General features: G+C 61.8%; 16 protein-coding genes. 8 read left to right on the forward strand and 8 right to left on the reverse strand.

Going from position 1 to position 19,334, the window contains the following annotated elements; all coding sequences use genetic code 11:
• Positions 1-38: 38 nt before the first annotated feature.
• Entirely contained in the window at positions 39-2,375 is a 2,337-nt protein-coding gene (locus ACZ6WW_RS06200) for a TonB-dependent receptor (RefSeq protein ID WP_465273410.1), read from the reverse strand.
• Positions 2,376-2,883: 508 nt separating this feature from the next.
• On the opposite strand from ACZ6WW_RS06200, the gene ACZ6WW_RS06205 reads away from it, so the two are divergent.
• A complete protein-coding gene (locus ACZ6WW_RS06205) occupies positions 2,884-3,330 on the forward strand; it encodes a YybH family protein (RefSeq protein ID WP_281848576.1) in 447 nt (148 codons plus the stop codon).
• 2 nt (positions 3,331-3,332) lie between these two features.
• The gene (locus ACZ6WW_RS06210; RefSeq protein ID WP_281848577.1) at positions 3,333-3,911 is read left to right on the forward strand and encodes a helix-turn-helix domain-containing protein; all 579 of its coding nucleotides are present in this window, start codon (positions 3,333-3,335) and stop codon (positions 3,909-3,911) included.
• Positions 3,912-4,085: 174 nt separating this feature from the next.
• Here ACZ6WW_RS06210 and ACZ6WW_RS06215 read toward each other — a convergent pair whose 3' ends face one another.
• Positions 4,086-4,865: an IclR family transcriptional regulator gene (locus tag ACZ6WW_RS06215; RefSeq protein WP_465273411.1), complete on the reverse strand. Its 780-nt coding sequence runs from the start codon at positions 4,863-4,865 to the stop codon at positions 4,086-4,088.
• Between the two features lie 194 nt (positions 4,866-5,059).
• Here ACZ6WW_RS06215 and fucP point away from each other — a divergent pair, with 194 nt between their 5' ends.
• Positions 5,060-6,364, forward strand: a complete 1,305-nt coding sequence (gene fucP, locus ACZ6WW_RS06220; protein WP_465273412.1) for an L-fucose:H+ symporter permease — start codon at positions 5,060-5,062, stop codon at positions 6,362-6,364.
• Positions 6,361-6,711: an L-rhamnose mutarotase gene (locus tag ACZ6WW_RS06225; RefSeq protein ID WP_465273413.1), complete on the forward strand. Its 351-nt coding sequence runs from the start codon at positions 6,361-6,363 to the stop codon at positions 6,709-6,711. The genes fucP and ACZ6WW_RS06225 overlap by 4 nt, the downstream gene beginning before the upstream one ends.
• Here ACZ6WW_RS06225 and ACZ6WW_RS06230 read toward each other — a convergent pair whose 3' ends face one another.
• From ACZ6WW_RS06230 to ACZ6WW_RS06255, 6 genes are read right to left on the reverse strand one after another with little or no spacing between them, the layout of a single operon-like run.
• Entirely contained in the window at positions 6,712-7,857 is a 1,146-nt protein-coding gene (locus ACZ6WW_RS06230) for an alpha-hydroxy acid oxidase (protein ID WP_465273414.1), read from the reverse strand.
• 4 nt (positions 7,858-7,861) lie between these two features.
• Positions 7,862-9,181, reverse strand: coding sequence for an L-fuconate dehydratase (locus ACZ6WW_RS06235; protein ID WP_465273415.1), 1,320 nt, complete (start codon positions 9,179-9,181; stop codon positions 7,862-7,864).
• Positions 9,182-9,233: 52 nt separating this feature from the next.
• Positions 9,234-10,091 carry a fumarylacetoacetate hydrolase family protein gene (locus ACZ6WW_RS06240; protein ID WP_465273416.1) on the reverse strand — a complete coding sequence of 286 codons (858 nt, stop codon included), beginning with the start codon at positions 10,089-10,091 and terminating at the stop codon, positions 9,234-9,236.
• 13 nt (positions 10,092-10,104) lie between these two features.
• Entirely contained in the window at positions 10,105-10,851 is a 747-nt protein-coding gene (locus ACZ6WW_RS06245) for an SDR family oxidoreductase (RefSeq protein ID WP_465273417.1), read from the reverse strand.
• A gap of 46 nt (positions 10,852-10,897) precedes the next feature.
• Positions 10,898-11,752, reverse strand: a complete 855-nt coding sequence (locus ACZ6WW_RS06250) for an amidohydrolase family protein (RefSeq protein WP_465273418.1) — start codon at positions 11,750-11,752, stop codon at positions 10,898-10,900.
• Positions 11,749-12,774 carry an aldo/keto reductase gene (locus tag ACZ6WW_RS06255; protein WP_465273419.1) on the reverse strand — a complete coding sequence of 342 codons (1,026 nt, stop codon included), beginning with the start codon at positions 12,772-12,774 and terminating at the stop codon, positions 11,749-11,751. Before ACZ6WW_RS06255 ends, ACZ6WW_RS06250 begins: the two co-directional genes overlap by 4 nt.
• 293 nt (positions 12,775-13,067) lie before the next feature.
• Here ACZ6WW_RS06255 and ACZ6WW_RS06260 point away from each other — a divergent pair, with 293 nt between their 5' ends.
• From ACZ6WW_RS06260 to ACZ6WW_RS06275, 4 genes are all read left to right on the forward strand, one after another.
• Positions 13,068-14,096, forward strand: coding sequence for a glucokinase (locus ACZ6WW_RS06260; protein WP_465273420.1), 1,029 nt, complete (start codon positions 13,068-13,070; stop codon positions 14,094-14,096).
• Between the two features lie 209 nt (positions 14,097-14,305).
• Positions 14,306-15,934, forward strand: a complete 1,629-nt coding sequence (locus ACZ6WW_RS06265; RefSeq protein ID WP_465273567.1) for an alpha-L-fucosidase — start codon at positions 14,306-14,308, stop codon at positions 15,932-15,934.
• Positions 15,931-16,986 (forward strand): glycosyl hydrolase family 18 protein, encoded by a 1,056-nt coding sequence (locus tag ACZ6WW_RS06270; RefSeq protein WP_465273421.1) that lies wholly within the window; start codon positions 15,931-15,933, stop codon positions 16,984-16,986. The genes ACZ6WW_RS06265 and ACZ6WW_RS06270 overlap by 4 nt, the downstream gene beginning before the upstream one ends.
• A 7-nt stretch (positions 16,987-16,993) precedes the next feature.
• A complete protein-coding gene (locus ACZ6WW_RS06275) occupies positions 16,994-19,306 on the forward strand; it encodes a family 20 glycosylhydrolase (protein ID WP_465273422.1) in 2,313 nt (770 codons plus the stop codon).
• The last annotated feature ends 28 nt before the right edge of the window (positions 19,307-19,334 follow it).

The following is a 19,334-nucleotide window of genomic DNA, read 5'->3' on the forward strand; positions in this document are numbered from 1 at the left end:
GCGCCTCGCGGTTGCGCTGCATGAACGACGACATCGGACTAGTACTGATACTGGAACGTCACCCCGATCGTACGTGGCTGATTGATCGCAACGCGCCGCGTGGTCGGCAGGTCGGCGGAAATGGCCACTGGCAGATCGGTTTCGCCGCGCTTGTCGAACAGATTGGTCGCATAGAGCGAGACGTCGATGCCGTTATGTCCTTCGATGCCCAGACGGACGTTGGTCGTGGCAAAGCCGCCGCGGCGATAGAACGGGCTGGTCCGGTCGTACAGGAAGGTTTCGTTGCCTACATAGCTGATATCGGCGCGCACGAAGCCGTCGTACTCGTTGTTCACGCTGTGCCGGTATTCGGCCGAGGTCGATGCCGACAGGCGCGGTACATTGGGCAGGCGGTCACCATCCTTGGCCGATGTGCCGGGCACGTCGTTCTTGAGGTGGGCGTCCGTGTATCCGACACCGGCACTGAGGGTCAGCGCACGCACCGGCATGTAACGCACTTCCAGTTCGCCGCCCTCGCTCACTGCGTTACCGAAGTTCGCGGTGATGTTGTAGCCGCAGCTCAGCACGATCTGCTGTTGCACCTTGCTCCAGTCGATGTGGTAGACCGAAGCATCGACAGTCAGTCGATTGTCGAGCCAGGCGGTCTTCATGCCAAGCTCGTAGTTCCATAAATAATCCGGGCCATACTTGTTGAGCTGCGACTGACTCAGGCCCAGGCCCTCGACTTCCGTACCGCAAAGCGCCGCCGGTGCCGGATTGTTCGGACCGCCCGGACGGTAGCCCTGCGAAGCGGTGGCATAGATCATCTTGTCCGGGGTCAACTGGTACTGAAGCGTGTATTTCGGCGTGCTGCCGTAATCCTTCGAGCTGCTGTTCACGCTGCTGTAACCGCCGTTGAACAGGCCGTCTCCGGTCTGTGCAAACGACTGCTTTACCTCGAAGGCGCGCAGGCCGACGCTGCCTTTGAGCCTGTCAGTGAAGTTATAGGAAATCTCCCCGAACACAGCGTACTCGTCGAGCGTGGCGTGACGCGTGCCGGCATAGATCGTCGAATACGCGGGGAACGGCGTATTGAAGGTCTCGTTGAAGCCGGCCGGGTAGGGGATGGACGAAGCCAGCGGCGCGTTCACATCATGGTAGAACGCACCGACAATCGCCTGAAATGGTCCGTCGAAGTTGCTGGTGGCACGAATCTCCTGCGTGAACTCCTTGTTCTTGTAGTCGCCATACATGGTGACCGGATACACGGTCGGCAGGCCAAAGAAGTAATTGACCACCTTGGAGCTGTCGTCACGCAAGCTCACGTTACGAGTGAAGTAAGAGGTCGACGACATCAGCTCGAAGCTGTCGAACTGCTTGCGGATGGCCAGATTGGAGATGGTCGACTTCTGCGTGTTCGCTTCGTTGACGTCGCGCACCTGATAGGCATCTTCCAGGCTGCCTGGAATCTTGTCGTAGGTGAATGGCGAACCCAGACGCGAATACTGGTAGATGAAACTGGGCGTGATGGTCAGCGAGTCGTCCGGCTTGATCAGCAATGCGACACGCGTGCCATACGTCTTATAGGTGTTGACGTTGTCCTGCTTCGGACTGTTCGGGTCGGCCGCGAGATAGTTCTTCGGATCGATCCGATAGCGGTCGATATAGCCGTCGTCGTCGCGGTAGTAGGCCGACACGCGCAGCCCCACCTTGCCCTGAATCAGCGGGATATTCAGGATGCCGTTGACGTTCGCGTTGGGGCCGCCGTGATACGTACCCGACACATCGGTCTTGATGCGCGCCTCGGTATTGTCGGCATCGGGTTGGTTGGTCACGTATTTGATCGTGCCACCCATCGAGCTGGAGCCGTAGATGGTGCCTTGCGGGCCGCGCAGCACTTCCACGCGTTCGATGTCGAAAACCGACGGATCGATCACGCCGCGAGTCGAGAGCAGGGCGGCGTTGCTGGACGCGGCGATCGGCACGTCATCGAGGTAGTAGCCCACCGTCGCTGCCGATCCGGCGCTGGAGGAAATGCCACGGATAATCAGATTGTTTTCGCCCGGGCCGGATGAAGCCACGTTCAAGGCGGGCGCGATTCGGGAGAGATCCGACAAGCTCGTAATACCCTGGCGCTCAAGCTGCTCGCCGGTGTACGCCGTCATGCTGATCGGCACCTTCTGGATGTCTTGCTCGCGCTTGGCGGCCGTTACCACGATGCCTTGCAAGGTGGTTGCATCCTTCGTGCTGGCCGATGCCTTTTCGATCGCCGCAGGCAACGCCTTTTTCTTGCCCGCGTCGCTGGTGGACGCGTCTTGCCCGCGGGCCACGTTCGCTATGGGCGCCGTGGCGATGATGGCTGTGCAAAACAGCACACCCTTTAGATGCTTGTTCATTGGTTATCCCCGGCAGTCTGACTAGCAAATCGAAGCGTTCGTGTGCCTTGAGCCTGCTTGTAACCGCGTCTGTCCCAGGCAGGGCGACGCGATCTTGAGTGTGGCCTTCCGTGGGTTTCCGGCTCGTGCCGAAATGCAAGGCATGCAGCACCGCCCGACGTTCCGGCAACGGCCTTGTTTCTTGGATAACTCCCCATTCCGGAAACGTCTTTCCGGAAGTGCGTCCGCGATCGGTCGCGAGCCGATGGCTTTGCACGATTTTGATCAGATCAAAATATTTTGATGCCGTCAAGGAATTCAAGCTAGGATGACGCCGGGGAAAAAGCTGTGCCCGGATTTGTTCTTCCGGACGTTGCAGCCAGACGCATGAAAGATTTGACCTGATGCGAGGGGAGCATGCCTTCCATGTTGACGACGCAGCACACCTGCAGGTCCCGTGGATCGTCAGCGTTGCCATGTTCGTTTCGTTATCGACCGTTGGCTTTCCATCCTGTTATCGAGAGGCGTCATGAAAACGACTTCGCTACTGTTTTGCAGCCTCGCTGCGCTGTCCGTCAGTTCGCCCGTGCTCGCTGAAACATCGGCTGCCGCAGTACGCGCGTCGATCGAGACAGCGCTTAACCAGAGTGCGGCCGCGTGGACGGCGGGCGACCTGGCGAAGTTCATGCAGGTCTACGAAAAATCGCCGAGCATTCGCTATATGGGCTCCAGCGGCATAGTCGTGGGCTACGACGCGATCCAGTCGATGTATGCGGCACGCTTCGGCAAGGGCCCCAGCATGGGCAAGCTCAGCCTGGAGCTGGTCGATGTGCAGCAGGTGGGTCCGCAATACGCTTTCGTCGTGGGGCGCTATCACCTGCAGCAAGACAATGGCGCTACCGTTTCCGGCGTCACGTCGCTGCTGTTCCACAAAGTAGGAACACAGTGGTTGATCGTCGCCGACCATAGTTCCTGATCATGGCTGCAGCGACGTCCGCCGCCGGCAAGTCTGGCGTGCTCAGCATCGGTACTGCGATACGCGATCGTCGACGCGGGCTCGGCCTGACCCTGCAGGGTCTGGCCAGCGAATCGGGTTTGTCGGTACCGTTTCTGTCGCAGGTCGAGCGCAATCTTGCGTCGCCATCGCTTTTATCGCTGGAAGCCATTGCGCAGGCGTTAGGCGTGGACGTCGACTACTTCGTCGGCGTTCCATCGCCTGGGCAGATCGTGTGTCGCGCCAATGAGCACGAACGCATCGATCTGCATTCTCCGGTGGTCTATGAGCGGCTGAGTGGGCGTCATGCCGAGCGCAAGATGGAGGCGCTACGGCTGATCGTGCCGCCGGGTCTTGCCGCGCCGACCGTTCATCGCGAGGGTGAGGGGTTCTGGTACATCCTCAGCGGCGAGCTGGAAATGTGCGTGGGAAAAAAGAAGTTTGTGCTGAAGGCTGGCGACAGCGCGCACTTCGATCAGCGTCATCCTTACAACATACGCAATCCGGGCAAGGTGGAAGTGCGCATGATCTGGGTGGGTACGCCGGCTATTTTCAGGGACTGATGGGAACTTCGAATAACCTCAGTTTTTCTATCGTCATCCCGGCGCAGGCCGGGATCCATTCCTCAGTCGACGCTTGTCAGGCAGGCTACGGCAAGCATCTGCGCTGAGGAATGGATTCCGGCCTGCGCCGGAATGACGAATAGGAGGTTATTCGAGGTTCCCTGATACGCCGTATCACTCACTCGACGACGGCGTCTGACCATGCGCCAACAGGTGAGAAACCTCTTCGGCAGCCTTGATGAGCAGTCGTGTAGTGGTCGCCATATTCACGGATGATCCGCGGCGTTCGATGAAGGGAATGGTCATCGCGCAGACGGCATGATCGTGCTCGATCACCGGTACCGAAAGATCGGTCACGCCATCGACTACCTGGCTCGGTATCGTCGCGACGCCCGCTTCGCGAATATCGCGAATAGCCGTCTCGATGGGCAGACGTCGCAGATTGGGCTCATGCGCAATCATGGTCTTGAACCAGCGTTCGCGTGTTTCATTGTCCTGCCATGCCAGCAGGACGTAACCCGATGCGGAGTGCGATATCGGACGGCGATGGCCGACGCGCACCACCAGGCCGATCTCGCCCGGCGGGTCGACACGGGCGATCACCACGATCTGTTCCTGCGAGGGCACCACCAGATGGCACGATTGGTCGATCTCTTCAGCGAGTCGGTGCATCACCGGCAGCGCCGTCTCGACCAGACTCTTGACCGGGGGTTGTTCCATGCCGAGGCGAAACAGGCGCGGCGTGATCGAATAAGCACCTTCACCATCCGGGCGGCTGATGTAATCGCGTTCTTCCAGCACCTGGAGCATGCGAAAGATTTCTCCGCGCGAGCGACCCACGCCTTCGGATATCTCGGCGATCGTCAGTGGCGCGACCGCCTTGGCGAGCAGTTCGAGAATGTCGAGTCCCTTGTCGAGGGCGGGGGCGCGGTATTTGGGTGACTCGGCAGCCATATCGGTCCGTGGCATCGAAAAGAAGAAAGTTGCGCGGAGTTTAGCGGGGGATTCGGCTTGTACCGAACCGGGTTACGGTTATGCTGCAACGCAGCTTGTTATGCAGGTGAATAGTAAGTTCATATTTGCACATTATCCAGCCCTTGTCCCGGGGCGGTCCGCTCCACAAAAAGCGTCTGGAGGAGGTCATACACATGCACCCGCAAGGTTCGCCGACCCAGGCGCTCGATGCCTCCCAGGGGCGCACGCCTTGGTTTCCCCTGGCGTTGATCGTAAGCCTTTTCTTTTTATGGGGTGTGGCGAACAACCTCAACGACGTGCTGGTGACGCAGTTCAAGAAGGCGTTTACGTTATCGGACTTTCAGGCGGCGCTGGTACAGAGCGCGTTCTATCTCGGCTATTTCGTTGTCGCGTTGCCTGCGGGCATCTACATGCGCCGATTCGGCTACAAATCGGCCGTGGTTTTCGGCCTGGCGCTTTATGGCCTGGGCGCGCTGTTGTTCTGGCCTGCGGCCGCGTCGGCCACGTACGGCGTGTTTCTCGCCGCACTGTTCGTCATCGCCTCGGGTCTGGCATTTCTGGAGACCTCGGCCAACCCTTATGTGACGCTGCTGGGGCCGGCATCGTCGGCCGCGGCGCGGCTGAATCTCGCGCAGGCATTCAATCCCCTGGGATCGATTACCGGCGTGCTGATCGGCCAGCATTTCATTTTCACCGGGGTCGAGCACTCGACGGCGGAGCTGGCGGCGATGGATGCGGCCACCCACGCCGCGTTCGTCAAGAGCGAGGCGGCGGCAGTGCAACTGCCGTACCTGGTGATCGGGATCAGCGTTATCGCATGGGGCATCCTGATCTTGCTGACCCGCTTTCCGCGCGCCGCGGCCGCTGCCAGTGATGGCGGAGCGACCAAGCACGGCGTGCTGAGAGACCTGTTGCGCGATGGCCGTTTTCTGGGAGCCGTTGCCGCGCAGTTTTTCTATGTGGGTGCGCAGGTTGCCGTCTTCAGCTACATGATCCGCTATGCGCAATCGACGATGCCCGGCACGGCCGACAAAGTGGCGGCCAACTTCGTCACCGCCGGGCTGGTCTGTTTCATGATCGGCCGATTTGCCGGCGCGGGTCTTATGAAGTATGTGAAACCGGCACGGGTTCTGGCGGTTTTTGCGCTGATCAACGTGCTGCTGTCCGTTTTTGCCGCTTTTGTACCGGGCAAATCGGGCATGTACGCCTTGGTGGCGTCCAGCCTTTTCATGTCGGTGATGTATCCGACCATTTTTGCGCTGGGTGTCGAGGGACGCAGCGATGACGAGCGCAAGTTCGGCGCGTCGCTGCTGGTGATGTCCATCATCGGCGGCGCCGTGCTGACAGCGGCGATGGGCGCTGCCTCGGACTACGCAGGCATCGCGCATGCGATGCTCGTTCCCGCCGTGTGCTTCGTCGCGATCTTTCTGTTCGCTCGTCAGCATTGGAGCCGGATCGGCGCGGAGGCCACCGCATGACCTGGCATTGCCTGGCGTTGGACTTGCGCGACGATCCACAGCTGATCGCCGAGTACGAACGCTGGCACCGCAGCGATCGTATCTGGCCCGAAGTGGTGGCATCGATTCGCGATGCCGGCATTCTCGATATGCAGATATTTCGCACCGGCAACCGGCTGGTCATGCTTATGCGCGTGGCGCCTACGTTCGATGCGAGCGCCAAGGCCGCGGCAGATGCCGCCAGCGAACGCGTGCAGGCCTGGGAAGTCCTGATGTCCACATTCCAGCAACCGTTGCCGTGGGCCGCGGCAGGGCAGAAATGGGTGCCCATGCAACGGATCTTCGATCTGGCCGAATGCGCTGACTGATCAGGTACGGCGCCAGAGAATCTCGGGTGAGATGTGCGCAGCATCGCGCTGGCCGGTCAGTGCCATGGTGACGCTGAGTTCGCGACGTATCAGCTCGATCGCTTGCGCAACCCCGCCTTGGCCGCCTGCGCCAAGGCCATAGAGGAAGGCCTTGCCAATAAGCCCGGCGCGCGCGCCGAGCGCCAAGGCCTTGAGCAGATCCTGGCCACTGGTGATACCGCTGTCGAACAGCACTTCGGTGCGCCCATCGACGGCTTCGACGATCGACGCAAGCACATCGATCGAGCCGGGCGCGCCATCGAGCTGACGACCGCCATGGTTCGATACAACGATCGCATCGACGCCGTGTGCTACCGCCAGTCGTGCGTCTTCAGGATCGAGGATGCCCTTGATGATGAGCTTCCCCGGCCAAAGTTCGCGAATCCACGCCAGGTCGTTCCAGTTGAGCGTTGGATCGAACTGATTGGCGATCCATTGGGCGAGCGTCGTCAGGCTGTCGGCGCCGCCGATGCGCCCCTCCAGATTGCCGAACGAACGACTCGGAGCCTGTAGCACATGCCATGCCCAACGTGGCTTGCTGGCGATATCGAACAGGTTGCGCAGGGTAATCTTCGGCGGCACCGAGAGACCGTTCTTGATCTCGCGGTGGCGTTGGCCTTGTACGGTGAGGTCGGCGGTCAGCATTAGCGCGGAACAGTCGGCTGCGCGGGCGCGCTGGATCAGTTCGCGGGTAAAGCCGCGATCGCGCATGACGTAAACCTGGAACCAGAACGGCGTATCGCTGGCCGCGTGCACCTGCTCGATCGAACAGATCGACATGGTGCTCAGACAGAACGGAATGCCTGCCTGAGCCGCCGCGCGCGCGCCGTGGATCTCGCCGCTGCCGTGCTGCAGCCCGGTCAGCCCGGTCGGCGCGATGGCCAGCGGCATACTTGCCGGCGAGCCGATAATCGTCGTCGCTAACGACCGGTTGTCGACATCCTGCATCACACGCTGCCGGAGTTGCAGGCGATCCAGTGCGCGCCGGTTTTCGTGCAATGTGGCTTCGTCGTACGAGCCGCGATCGGCATATTCGAAGAATGCCCGTGGCACGCGTCGGCGGGCGAGCGCACGCAGGTCGGCGATATTCGTCACGGGCGTCTTCATGGGCTCAGCCTGCTTCTGCCAGCGCGGTGTTCTTCCACACGATGCCGTTGGGGAACAGATGATCGCTTATCGAGGCATCGTGCATACGGGCGGAAAACCCTGGCGTCGTGGGCGCGAGATAGCGACCGTCGACGATCCTGACCGGGTCGACGAAATGCTCGTGCAGATGGTCCACGAATTCGATCGCGCGATCTTCTTTCTTGCCGGTGATGGCAACGAAGTCCGCCATCGCCAGATGCTGCACCAGTTCGCAAAGCCCGACGCCGCCCGCGTGCGGAAATACGCGCACGCCGAAATGCGCCGCCAGCAACAGGATGGCGAGATTCTCGTTGACGCCGCCGACACGCGCCGCATCGATCTGGATCAGATCGACCGCGCCCGCCTGGAGCAATTGCTTGAACAGGACGCGGTTCTGTCCGTGCTCGCCGGTAGAGATCGGAATAGGCGATACGCCTCGCCGGATAGCGGCATGGCCGAGCACGTCATCGGGATTGGTGGGCTCTTCGACCCAGGCCAGGCCGACGTCCTTGAGCGGCTGCAACCAGTCGATGGCCGCCTGGACGTCCCAGCGCTGGTTGGCATCGACGGCGATCGCAATGTCCGGCCCCACGGTTTCACGCGCGAGGTGACAACGACGAATATCGTCCTGCAGGTTCAGTCCCACCTTGAGCTTGATGGTGCGAAAACCATCCTCGACCGCCTTGCGAGCGAGCCGCTGCATCTTTTCGTCCGAGTAGCCAAGCCAGCCGGGCGAGGTGGTGTAGGCCGGATAGCCTTCGGCTTCGAGCTGCGCGATACGCGCCTGTTTATGCGGCTCGGCCTCGCGCAGTATCGCCAGCGCCTGCTCGGGCGTGAGCGCGTCGGTGAGGTAGCGAAAGTCGATCTGTTCGACCAACTGCTCGGGTGACATGTCGGCAAGGAATCGCCACACGGGTTTGTTCGCCATGCGTGCGGCCAGATCCCAGGCGGCATTGATCACCGCACCGATGGCCATGTGCATGACGCCTTTTTCCGGGCCAAGCCAGCGCAACTGCGAGTCGCCGGTGAGCTGGCGGGCGAATGCGCCAAGATCGCTGACGATCTCATTCACCGGCCGGCCCACCACCATGGGCGCGAGCGCAGCCAGGGCCGTGGTCTGTATGTCGTTGCCGCGACCGATGGTGAACACCAGTCCGTAGCCGGCGAGTTTATCGGGGCTATCGGTCTTGAGTACGACGTAGGCCGCGGAATAGTCCGGATCCGGGTTCATGGCATCCGCGCCATCGTGCGCTAACGACGTCGGAAAACGCACGTCGAAAGTTTCCAGGGCGATAATTTTCACCATCGTGACCGGCCTCCCGTGCCGGAAACCAAAAAGCTGGAGATAAACAGGATGCTCAAATCGTCGAGTTGGGGTGGGCGATGACGTCTTGCCGCTGACGCCCCAGGCCTTCGATGCCCAGCTCGATCACATCGCCGGGTTTCAAATAGGTAGGTGGTTTCAGTCCGAGGCCGACGCCTGCCGGCGTTCCCGTGCTGATGACGTCGCCGGGCATGAGGGTCATGTAGCGACTGATGTAGCTCACCAGGTGCGCGACACCGAAAACCATCGTGCGCGTATTGCCGTTCTGGTAGCGGTGCCCGTTGACCTCCAGCCAGAGCGAGAGGTTCTGCGGATCGGCCACCTCATCGGTGGTTACCAGCCAGGGACCGATCGGGCCGAACGTATCGCAACTCTTGCCCTTGACCCATTGGCCGCCGTGCTCGAGTTGAAACTCGCGCTCGGAGAGATCGTTGATGACCGCATAGCCGGCAACGTATTCCAGCGCCTTGTCGATGGAGACGTCGCGGGTCACTGCGCCGATGACGACGCCCAGTTCGACTTCCCAGTCGGTTTTCACCGAGCCGCGCGGAATGACCACGGTATCGTTGGCGCCGCCGATGGCCGTGGTGGCTTTCATGAAAAGCACCGGCTGCTCCGGTACCGGCGCCTGGGTTTCCGCCGCATGATCGGCATAGTTCATGCCCACGCAGATCATCTTGCCGACGTGCGCTACCGGTGTGCCGTAGCGCGGCGTGCCTTCCACGCGTGGGAGGGCGGCCGGATCGATCGCGGCCAGCCGGCGCAAGCCTTCATTTGCCAGTACATCGGCGGTGATGTCGCTGACGTGCCCGGACAGGTCGCGCAGCGTTCCTTCGTGATCGATCATGCCCGGCTTTTCGGCGCCGGCTTTTCCGTAACGACACAATTTCATGACATGGCTTCCATCAGTTCGACCAGCCGCCATCCACGACGTGGATCGTGCCGGTGGTAAATGACGACTCGTCGGAGGCGAGGTAGAGGGCGAGGGCGGCGATTTCGGTGGGATCGCCCAGGCGACCCATCGGTTGCCGCGATGTAAAGCCCCGCCACGCGGCTTCTTCGTCGCCGCCCAGGGCGCGTACGCGTTCGGCCAGCGAGGGCGTTTTTACCGTGCCGGGGCAGATCGCGTTGCAACGGATACCGCGCGCGACGTAGTCGGCGGCGATCGAGCGGGTCAGGCCGATGACGGCGGCCTTGGTCGTGCCGTAGGCAAAGCGATTGGGCACGCCCTTGATGCTCGACGCGACCGACGACATGTTGACGATGCTGCCCGCGCCACGTTGCAGCATGCCGGGCAACACCGCGCGACAGAGGTGGAACATGCTGTCGACATTGATGCTGAAGGAGCGCCGCCAGCTTGCTGCATCGGTATCCAGAATGGTGCCGGCGTGGACATAGCCCGCGCAGTTGAACAACACGTCGACGCGATCGAGCGAGCCGACCAGTGCATCGATGGCCGCAGGAACGGTGACATCGAGTGCATGGGGGACAATCGCATCATGCTCGGCGGCCAGGGTCGACAGACTGCTGGCATCGATGTCCGTCGCGAACACGGTGGCGCCGGCATGGGCGAAGGCGAGGGCAGTAGCCCGGCCAATGCCCGCGCCAGCGGCGGTCACCAGGGCGTATTTGCCGGCAAGACGGCCGCTCATGCGACCGCTCCGCTGACACATCGAACAAGGGGTCGGCAGTGCATATTCATGACAGGTTTCCCGATACGTCGTTTGCCGGCAGGCGTCCGGCGAGTGAGTAGATGGTCGCGGCGTTGCCACCGAATACCGCCGCTTCGTGGCGTGCGGCAAAGCGTTGGGTCAAGTTGTGCGCGCGGTCTTTCCATTGCTGGTAAGAGGCATGCGTCGTCAGTACCGGCCAATCGCTGCCCCAGATCACACGCTCGCCGCCAAAGCTCTCGAATATGTGCGCGGCGTAGGGTTCGATGGCGGAGCCATCTTCGTCGGCACCGGTCAGCGTCAGCAGGCCGGAGAACTTGCAGGCAACATCAGGTAGCTGCGCGATACGCGCGATAGCGCCGGACCAGGCGGCAAAGTGTCGGCCGACAATGTTCGGCTTGGCAGCGTGGTCGACAACGGTAAGCAACCCGGGATGTCTGGTCAGACGCTGTGACAGCGCGCGAAGATGCCGCTCATCGACCAGTGCATCAAAGACAAGATGGTGATCGCGCAGGCAGTCGAAAGCGCGATCCAGCGATGGCCTGGCCAGCCATTCGGTATCGGGGATGTCCTGGACCATCGGTCGAATGCCGCACAGGAGGCCCTGGCCTTGCGCTGCGAGCCAGGCGATGCGCTCGGACGCATCGTCCGATGCCATGTCGACCCATCCGACAACGCCGAGCACACCTTGGGTACGCCGGGCGAGGTCGAACAGACAAAGCGTTTCGCGTTCGTCGGGCGCCGCCTGCACAAGAATGCAGGCATCCGACGAGTCCAAGTCGCCCGGCAGAAAGGCGCGTTGCAGCGTGGCCGGCGCGTGTGCCAGCCAGCCGTATTCGAGCCGCGAGGGATCCCAATAGTGGCGATGCGCGTCGATGATCATGGTGTCGGCACTCCGGACGCGAGCAGGCCTTCGTCTTTCAACGCCTTCCATGTCGCGGCGGGCACGGCTGCGTGCATTCGATCGAGCGCGCTGTCGACCTCGGCGATGGAACGCAGTCCGCACACCACGCTGGCGACTGCCGGATGGGCCGCGGGGAATTGCAGCGCGGCCGCGCCGACCTGCGCTCCGGTGCGGTGGCACAGCTCGTAAAAGCGTTGCGCGCGCGCTTTGACTTCGGGCGTTGCCGGGACATAGTCATACGTATCTCCCGGACCGTTCTCCGAACCGAGCAGACCGGAGTTGTACGGGCCGGCGATCAGCACGGCGACGTCGTCGGCCTCGGCGCGTGCCATGACGGCACGGCTGTGGTCTTGTTCGAAGAGGGTGTAGCGGCCCGCCAGCATGATGGCGTCGAGCGGGAAGCGTTGCATGACCTCAAGGCAGATGGCTTCCTCGTTGACACCGATGCCGATGGCGCCAACGACACCCTGGTCGCGCAGTTCGGCCATGGCCGGCAAGGCCTCGTCCAGGGCTTTCGCGAGTACATCCGCGTGCCGCGCGCCATGCGTCAAGGCACCGATGTCGTGCAGCAGCAGAATATCGATGCGATCCGTGCGCAGCCGTCGGATGCTGGTTTCCAGACTGCGTAGTACGCCGTCACGGCTGTAATCGAAATGAGCGCGTTGTCCATCGACGGCAAAGCCATCGCTGCGATCGCGGCGACCTGCATCGACGTCGATCAGGCGCCCGACCTTGGTGGAGAGCGTATAGGTACTGCGTTCCACGCCCTCGAGAGCGGCGCCGATCCGGGTCTCGCTCAGGCCGTAGCCGTAATAGGGCGCGGTGTCGAAGTGCCGGATGCCGCCATGCCAGGCATGGGCGATGGCCGCCAGCGCGCCGGTCTCGTCCACGTTCGCGTAGAGGTTTCCGACGGGGGCGCCACCAAACGCGAGGGACGACAACTCTAGGCGTCGCCTGGGCGATGGTTTCGTCTGGTCCTGACCTTCTGGCTGCCGCGACATCAATGCTCCCGAGTTTGTCCTGCGGACAAAAAATGACCGCTATGGGTCAGGCGATCCGTGGCCGCCGCCGCACCCCTATGTAATGATACTCGCTGTACAGGTATGAAAACCACGTTTACATATGAGCAACGATATGTTGCGACGCAGCACAGTAATAGAGCCTTTTATACGGCCTATTGCGTACTATGGAACACCAGTGAATAATAAATTCGCCAATGAACAGTTGGCGCCGGGATGCTCAAGGCACGGGGGTGCTAGCGATGACAACGTTGTCGGATGTGGAGTGGGGTCCAGTGCAAATCGATCGATCGCTGGAAGGCGCAGCACACGTCCCGGTCCTGACCGGAGATCGGCGCCAACGCGTGGATTCGCTTTTCCTGGCGGTCGACCTGGGCGGTACGCATGCGCGCGTGGGGCTTGTCGCGGCCGGCGATGCAGCGGAGCCACCCGCCATTCTTGCGTATGAGACGTATCGTTGTGTGGCGTATCCATCGCTGAGCGACATCCTGTCCAGCTTTCGTCGCACTCATCATGTTCACTCGTGCGCCCTGGTGCTCGCCTGCGCCGGCTATATGGAGCAGGGGGCCGTCATCAACGACAACCTTGCCTGGCCGGTGATTCCGGAAATACTTCGGGTAGAGGGCGGTTTCACCACGGTGGCGGTGCTCAACGACTTTGAAGCGTTTGCGCATGCCATCGGCCATATCGATCGCCAATACATGACGATGATCGCCGACGGCATCTCCGACCCGCACGGCCCTATCGCCGTCGTCGGGCCCGGCACGGGTCTGGGCGCGGCGTTGTGGCTACCGGGAACGCCGGTACGCGTACTGCATAGCGAGGCGGGGCAGATGGAACTTGCCGCCCGGCCGGGCGTGGAACAGGCCATTCGCGCCGAGCTTGGCCCAGAGGATGGCTATGTAGCCTACGAACACGTGCTGAGCGGTCCGGGTCTGCTTCGACTTTATCGCGCGCTTGGCGTGGTGCGCGGATGTTCCACGCCCTTGTCCGACCCGAGCGCCATCAGCGCGGCGGCACTCGCCGGCACGGACCCTTTCGCCGTGGAAGCGGTGGATTTTTTCTGCCGTTGGCTCGGCGCATTTTGCGGCGACGTTGCCGTGGCGTTCGGTGCCAGTGGTGGCGTTTGCCTGGCCGGCGGATTTCTCGCGCAGCTGGCGAGCGTGCTGCGGGCCGGATCCTTTATGGAACGGTTTCTGGACAAGGGCGTGATGCGCTCGTTTCTGATGAACACGCCGGTATTCGTCGTCGAACATGGACAGTTAGGGGTTTTGGGCGCCGCCACCTGGCAGTCGCACAAGTGATGCGTTGCCCGCCCATGACAGAGGTACAAGCTTTGTTGCTCCACCCGGCGCAAACAGACGTGTTTTGCGCCGGTTCTTTTTCGGCAGCGTTATTTTTTACCCGGCGAAATGCGCGCAGGTGATACAACCGGCGACTATGGCCTCTCGAACATCCGTCCTTTGAGCATCGGCAGCACCTAACTCCCTCCAAGCCAGGATATTCAACCGTGATGCGACGAACTCTTGCTTGTGCTGCTCTCACAGTGAGCTCGTTGCTTGGCGGTTTGGCAATGGCCCAGTCGGCGACCGCGCCGACCGCCGACACCTTGTCTCCCGCGGCGCAGGATGCCGCGTGGCAGCAGGCAAGCGCCAAGTTCGCGCCGCAACGCAAGGCGATTCTCGAGCGCGTGGCGCAAGGTGCCGGTCAGGGTCCCTTCCGAAGCGACTGGACATCGTTGCAGCAATATCGCTCGCCTGCGTGGTACGACGATGCCAAGTTCGGCATCTTTATCCATTGGGGCGTCTATTCCGTGCCCGCGTTCGGCAGCGAGTGGTATTCGCGCAATATGTATCAACAAGGGACCAAGGAGTTCGCCCATCATGTGGCGACCTATGGCCCGCAGTCGACCTTCGGCTACAAGGACCTCGTGCCGCTGTTCAAGGCCGAGCACTTCGACCCCAATGCGTGGGCGCAACTATTTCACGATGCGGGCGCTCGCTACGTCGTGCCGGTTGCCGAGCACCATGACGGGTTCGCCATGTACGACTCCGCGCTGTCGGACTGGACGGCGGTGAAGAAAGGCCCGCACCGCGATGTCATCGGGCAGTTGGAAAAAGCGGTGCGCGCGCAGGGCATGCGTTTCGGCGTCTCGTCCCATCGCGCCGAGCACGACTGGTTCTTCGACGGCGGCCGCCGCTTCGACTCGGACGTGAACGATCCGCGCAATGCCGAACTCTATGGCCCTGCGGTGGCCCATCTGAGCAAGGATGATCAGAACCTGGCAGCGGACTGGACCTACGTTTCGCAAGCATGGCTGGACGATTGGCTGGCACGCACCGCGGAGCTGATCGACGACTACCACCCGGACATCATCTATTTCGACTGGTGGATCGGGCACCCGACCTTCCGCAACACCTTGCCGACCTTGCTTTCGTATTACTACAACGAAGGGGCAAAGCGTGACGGCGTGGTGGTCAACTACAAGCTTGGCGATTTTCCGGAAGGCGCGGGTACGCTCGATATCGAACGCGGCCAGCTTCCAGGCATCCATCCGACGCACTGGCAGACCGATACCTCGATCAGCAACGAATCGTGGGGATATATCGATCACGATACGTACAAGTCGCCGACCTTCATCATTCATCTGCTGGTCGACGTGGTCAGTAAGAACGGCAATCTGATGCTCAATGTCGGGCCGCGCGCCGACGGTACGATCCCGCAGGCCGCGCAGGATACGTTGAAAAGCATTGGACGCTGGTTGAAGGTCAATGGCGAGGCGATCTACGGCAGCAAGCCGTGGCGTACCTATGGCGAGGGGCCGACCGAAGTCGCGAGCGGGACCTTCCAGGACACCAAGACCAAGGCCTATACGCCGCAGGATTTCCGCTTCACGACCGGCAACGGCAAGCTCTACGCGATCGAGCTGGGTTGGCCGACGACTGCTGCGGCGACGATTCACTCGATCAAGCCGGCCGACAAGGTGACGCGCGTCGAGCTCGTGGGCGACGGCAGCGTCGTTCCCTTTACCCAGGACGCGAAAGGCCTGCACCTGCGTCTCCCTGCTCACCCCGTCGGGACGGATGCCTATGTTTATCGCATCACGCTGTCCTCGCCGACCTCGCTCAAGGCTGCTCCATGAAACGATGTCTTTTGATGCTGATTGCCTGCTTGGGCATGTTGCCGTTCGGCGTGTTCGCGAAAGCACCGAGCGCGCTCTTCTACATGATCGAGACGCAGAAATCGATCAATTCGTTTGAGGCGCACATCGATAAAATCGACGTGCTCGTTCCGACCTGGTTCGGCGTGGACGAGAACGGGCTGGTTTCCGGCGCACCCAATACGTATGTGCTGGGTCTGGCCAAGGCGCATCGCCTGCTGGTCATGCCGATCATTTCGGCCGGTGGCGATCGCAAGAAGTTCCACGACCTGCTGGCCAGCGAAACGGCCAAGAAGACGATGATCGACGGCATGATCGTGCAGGCCAAGCTGTACGGCTTCATCGGCTTCCAGTTCGACTTCGAGAATATCGCGTGGACCGATCGCGATGCCTTGACGCTGATGACACGCCAGACGGCCGAGGCGCTACATAAGCACGGTCTGAAACTTTCGATGGCGGTGGTGCCCAATGCGCCGGGTTATGCAGGGCGGGGGCCGTTCGGCAAATGGATGTGGGAATACTGGCGTGGTGCCTATGATCTCAAGGCGCTTGGCCAGGTGCTCGACCTGGTTTGCCTGATGACCTATGACCAGCACACGCGTTGGACCACGCCGGGCCCGGTGGCGGGCATGCCATGGGTGATGGAGAACCTGGAGTACGCACTCAAGGTGGTGCCCAAGGAAAAGCTTTCGCTCGGCATCGGCCTGTATGGCTATCACTGGTTTACCGGCAACCCGGTGCGCGAGGACGGCAAGGAAAGTTCGAATATTTCGGCCAACTATATCGACGCCGATGAGTCCTTTCCCCTGGCCAAGCAGTTCAACGTCACCATGCAGTGGGACCCGGTCGAACACGAATCGTGGTTCTACTTCTACCGTGACCAGATGCGTGAATGGGTATTTCTGCCGGACGCACGCGCCTTTCGCGATCGCTATGACGTAGTCAAGCAGTATGACTTGCAGGGGTTCTGCGCCTGGGTGCTCGGCGCGGAGGATCCGAAAGTCTGGGAGGCCTTGCCCGATGCGGTCAGGTAGCTCTCGTATGCCGGCAACGCGGGCAGTGATCATGGCCTGCCTGTTGGCTCTGGGCGGGAGTGCATACGCTACGCTCCCGCCACTGATTCCTCAGCCCGCCCAAGTTCGTGTGGGGCAGGGTAGCTATGTCGTCGACTCGACCACGGCGATTCATATCGCGCCAGGCGATACGGCCGCTGCAGATGCGGCGCATTACCTCGCCGATCTGTTGGCGCGCACGCGAGGCTTGCGGCTTGCCGTGCGCGAAGATACGACACCAACGAGTCATGGCGGCATCGTATTGCGCAGCGACGCTCATGCGGCGGTTACGCAAGCGGAAGGTTATGTCCTCGATGTCGATGCCGATGGGGTACGTATTGTTTCGCGCGATGCCGCCGGACTCTTCTACGGGGCGATCAGCGCGTGGCAATTGCTGACGCCCGATACGGCCAAAGGCGCCGTGTCCGTGCCCCTGCTGCATGTGGCGGACTGGCCACGCTTTGCCTGGCGCGGGCTCATGCTCGACTCCGCGCGCCATTTTCAGTCGCCGGACGATATAAAGGTCGTCCTCGATGCCATGGCACAGCACAAGCTCAACGTCTTTCATTGGCATCTCACTGACGACCAGGGCTGGCGCCTGCAGATCCGACGCTATCCCAAGCTGACCGAGATCGGCGCCTGGCGTAAACCTCCGGGACCGCTCAGCGAGTCCGCGGCGGCGACCTACGGCGGTTACTACACGCAGGCACAGGTGCGCGACGTCGTCGCATACGCCGCGGCTCGACACATTACGGTCGTTCCGGAAATCGACATGCCCGGGCACGCCCAGGCGGCGGTTGCGGCGTATCCCGACATCGGCGTGACCGGCGAGCGCCCCGCGGTTTCCATCGACTGGGGTGTCAACCCGTATCTGTTCAACGTCGACGAGCATACGATCACCTTCCTGCACAACGTGTTGGACGAAGTCATGGAGCTTTTTCCATCGACCTTCATCCATGTCGGCGGCGACGAAGCGATCAAGGATCAATGGCAAGCCTCGCCGGCGGTGCAGGCGCGCATGCGGGCGCTGGGCATCAAGGACGAGAAGGCGTTGCAAACCTGGTTTATCGAGCGCATGGGCGTTTATCTCACCCAGCATGGCCGGCGTCTGATCGGCTGGGACGAAATTCTCGAAGGCGGCCTGCCGCCCTCGGCTTCCGTGATGTCGTGGCGCGGCATCCAGGGGGCCATCGATGCGGCACGCATGGGACATGACGTCGTGTTGTCGCCGGCCCCCACGCTTTACTTCGACAATCTGCAGAGCCATCGCAGCGACGAGCCGTCAGGCCGGCTAGGGGTTCAACGCCTGGCCGACGTCTATAAATTCGAAGCGATGCCGCCGCAGATTCCCGCAGAACAGTCCAAACATGTTCTCGGTGCGCAGGCGAATGTGTGGACGGAGTACCTGACCGCGCCCTGGCAGATTCAGCACGCGGTGTTTCCGCGCATGGACGCACTCGCCGAGGCGGTGTGGACGCCGTTGGGGGGGCGCGACTTTGGCAGTTTTGTCGAACGTCTTCCGGCGCAGTTCGGCCGTTACCGCCTGTTAGGTCTTCGCTACGCCGATAGCGCGTTCGCCGTGGACATCGAAGGGCAGGCCGATGCATCGTCGAACGACAAGGTGCGTGTCACGTTGTCCACGCAGACGCCGGTAGCCACGCTTCGGTACACCACGGACGGCTCTACGCCTGACGCTGCCTCACCCGTGTATCGGCAACCCATCGATCTGGCCTTGCCCGTCACCGTCACGGCGATACCTTTTACCGCCGATGGGCAGCCGCTGGCCGACGCACGTACGCAGCGCATCGACACAGGCAGTCTGATGAGTTTCGACAGCGCGCATTTTGCTGGCTGCCTCCATGGCGATCTAGGCTTGCGAGTGCCGCTATTGCCCGATGCGACCGCACCCGCACCGGTTTACAACGTTGATTTGATGAACTCCTGTTGGCAGATACACAGCGTGCATCTGGATGGGATCGCATCGGTTGCAGTCGACGGAGCGTGGCTCGCCCGCAACTACGGCTTGGCGCACGACGCGGTCAAGGTCGTTTCCCGTGCCTCGCGGACGGCGAATGGAGAGTTCGAGATCCATCTGGACCGTTGCGATGGTCCGTTACTGGCCTCGCTGCCCTTGCCTGGGAAGGCGGAGCCGGGAACGCCATTTCGGGCGAGCTCGGCCTTGTCCGGCCGCGCAGGTGTGCATGATCTTTGCGTACTCTCGACCGCGCCGATTCGTGGCGCGTTGGCGGCGCCGGGTCGGATCTCTTTCGGTCCCCATCCGACATCGCCCGAGACCCCCTGATGAGCAAAAGGGCGCGCCACAAGATCGG

This window comes from Dyella sp. NPDC103356, assembly GCF_055584465.1.

Excerpts from the sequence above, each read along its gene's own strand:
- ACZ6WW_RS06265 (WP_465273567.1), top strand. The coding sequence starts at position 14,306 with ATGCGACGAACTCTTGCTTGTGCTGCTCTCACAGTGAGCTCGTTGCTT.
- ACZ6WW_RS06215 (WP_465273411.1), bottom strand. The coding sequence starts at position 4,865 with ATGGCTGCCGAGTCACCCAAATACCGCGCCCCCGCCCTCGACAAGGGA.
- ACZ6WW_RS06200 (WP_465273410.1), bottom strand. The coding sequence starts at position 2,375 with ATGAACAAGCATCTAAAGGGTGTGCTGTTTTGCACAGCCATCATCGCC.
- ACZ6WW_RS06235 (WP_465273415.1), bottom strand. The coding sequence starts at position 9,181 with ATGGTGAAAATTATCGCCCTGGAAACTTTCGACGTGCGTTTTCCGACG.
- ACZ6WW_RS06255 (WP_465273419.1), bottom strand. The coding sequence starts at position 12,774 with ATGTCGCGGCAGCCAGAAGGTCAGGACCAGACGAAACCATCGCCCAGG.
- fucP (WP_465273412.1), top strand. The coding sequence starts at position 5,060 with ATGCACCCGCAAGGTTCGCCGACCCAGGCGCTCGATGCCTCCCAGGGG.
- ACZ6WW_RS06270 (WP_465273421.1), top strand. The coding sequence starts at position 15,931 with ATGAAACGATGTCTTTTGATGCTGATTGCCTGCTTGGGCATGTTGCCG.
- ACZ6WW_RS06230 (WP_465273414.1), bottom strand. The coding sequence starts at position 7,857 with ATGAAGACGCCCGTGACGAATATCGCCGACCTGCGTGCGCTCGCCCGC.
- ACZ6WW_RS06245 (WP_465273417.1), bottom strand. The coding sequence starts at position 10,851 with ATGAGCGGCCGTCTTGCCGGCAAATACGCCCTGGTGACCGCCGCTGGC.
- ACZ6WW_RS06275 (WP_465273422.1), top strand. The coding sequence starts at position 16,994 with ATGCCGGCAACGCGGGCAGTGATCATGGCCTGCCTGTTGGCTCTGGGC.
- ACZ6WW_RS06225 (WP_465273413.1), top strand. The coding sequence starts at position 6,361 with ATGACCTGGCATTGCCTGGCGTTGGACTTGCGCGACGATCCACAGCTG.
- ACZ6WW_RS06250 (WP_465273418.1), bottom strand. The coding sequence starts at position 11,752 with ATGATCATCGACGCGCATCGCCACTATTGGGATCCCTCGCGGCTCGAA.
- ACZ6WW_RS06205 (WP_281848576.1), top strand. The coding sequence starts at position 2,884 with ATGAAAACGACTTCGCTACTGTTTTGCAGCCTCGCTGCGCTGTCCGTC.
- ACZ6WW_RS06240 (WP_465273416.1), bottom strand. The coding sequence starts at position 10,091 with ATGAAATTGTGTCGTTACGGAAAAGCCGGCGCCGAAAAGCCGGGCATG.
- ACZ6WW_RS06210 (WP_281848577.1), top strand. The coding sequence starts at position 3,333 with ATGGCTGCAGCGACGTCCGCCGCCGGCAAGTCTGGCGTGCTCAGCATC.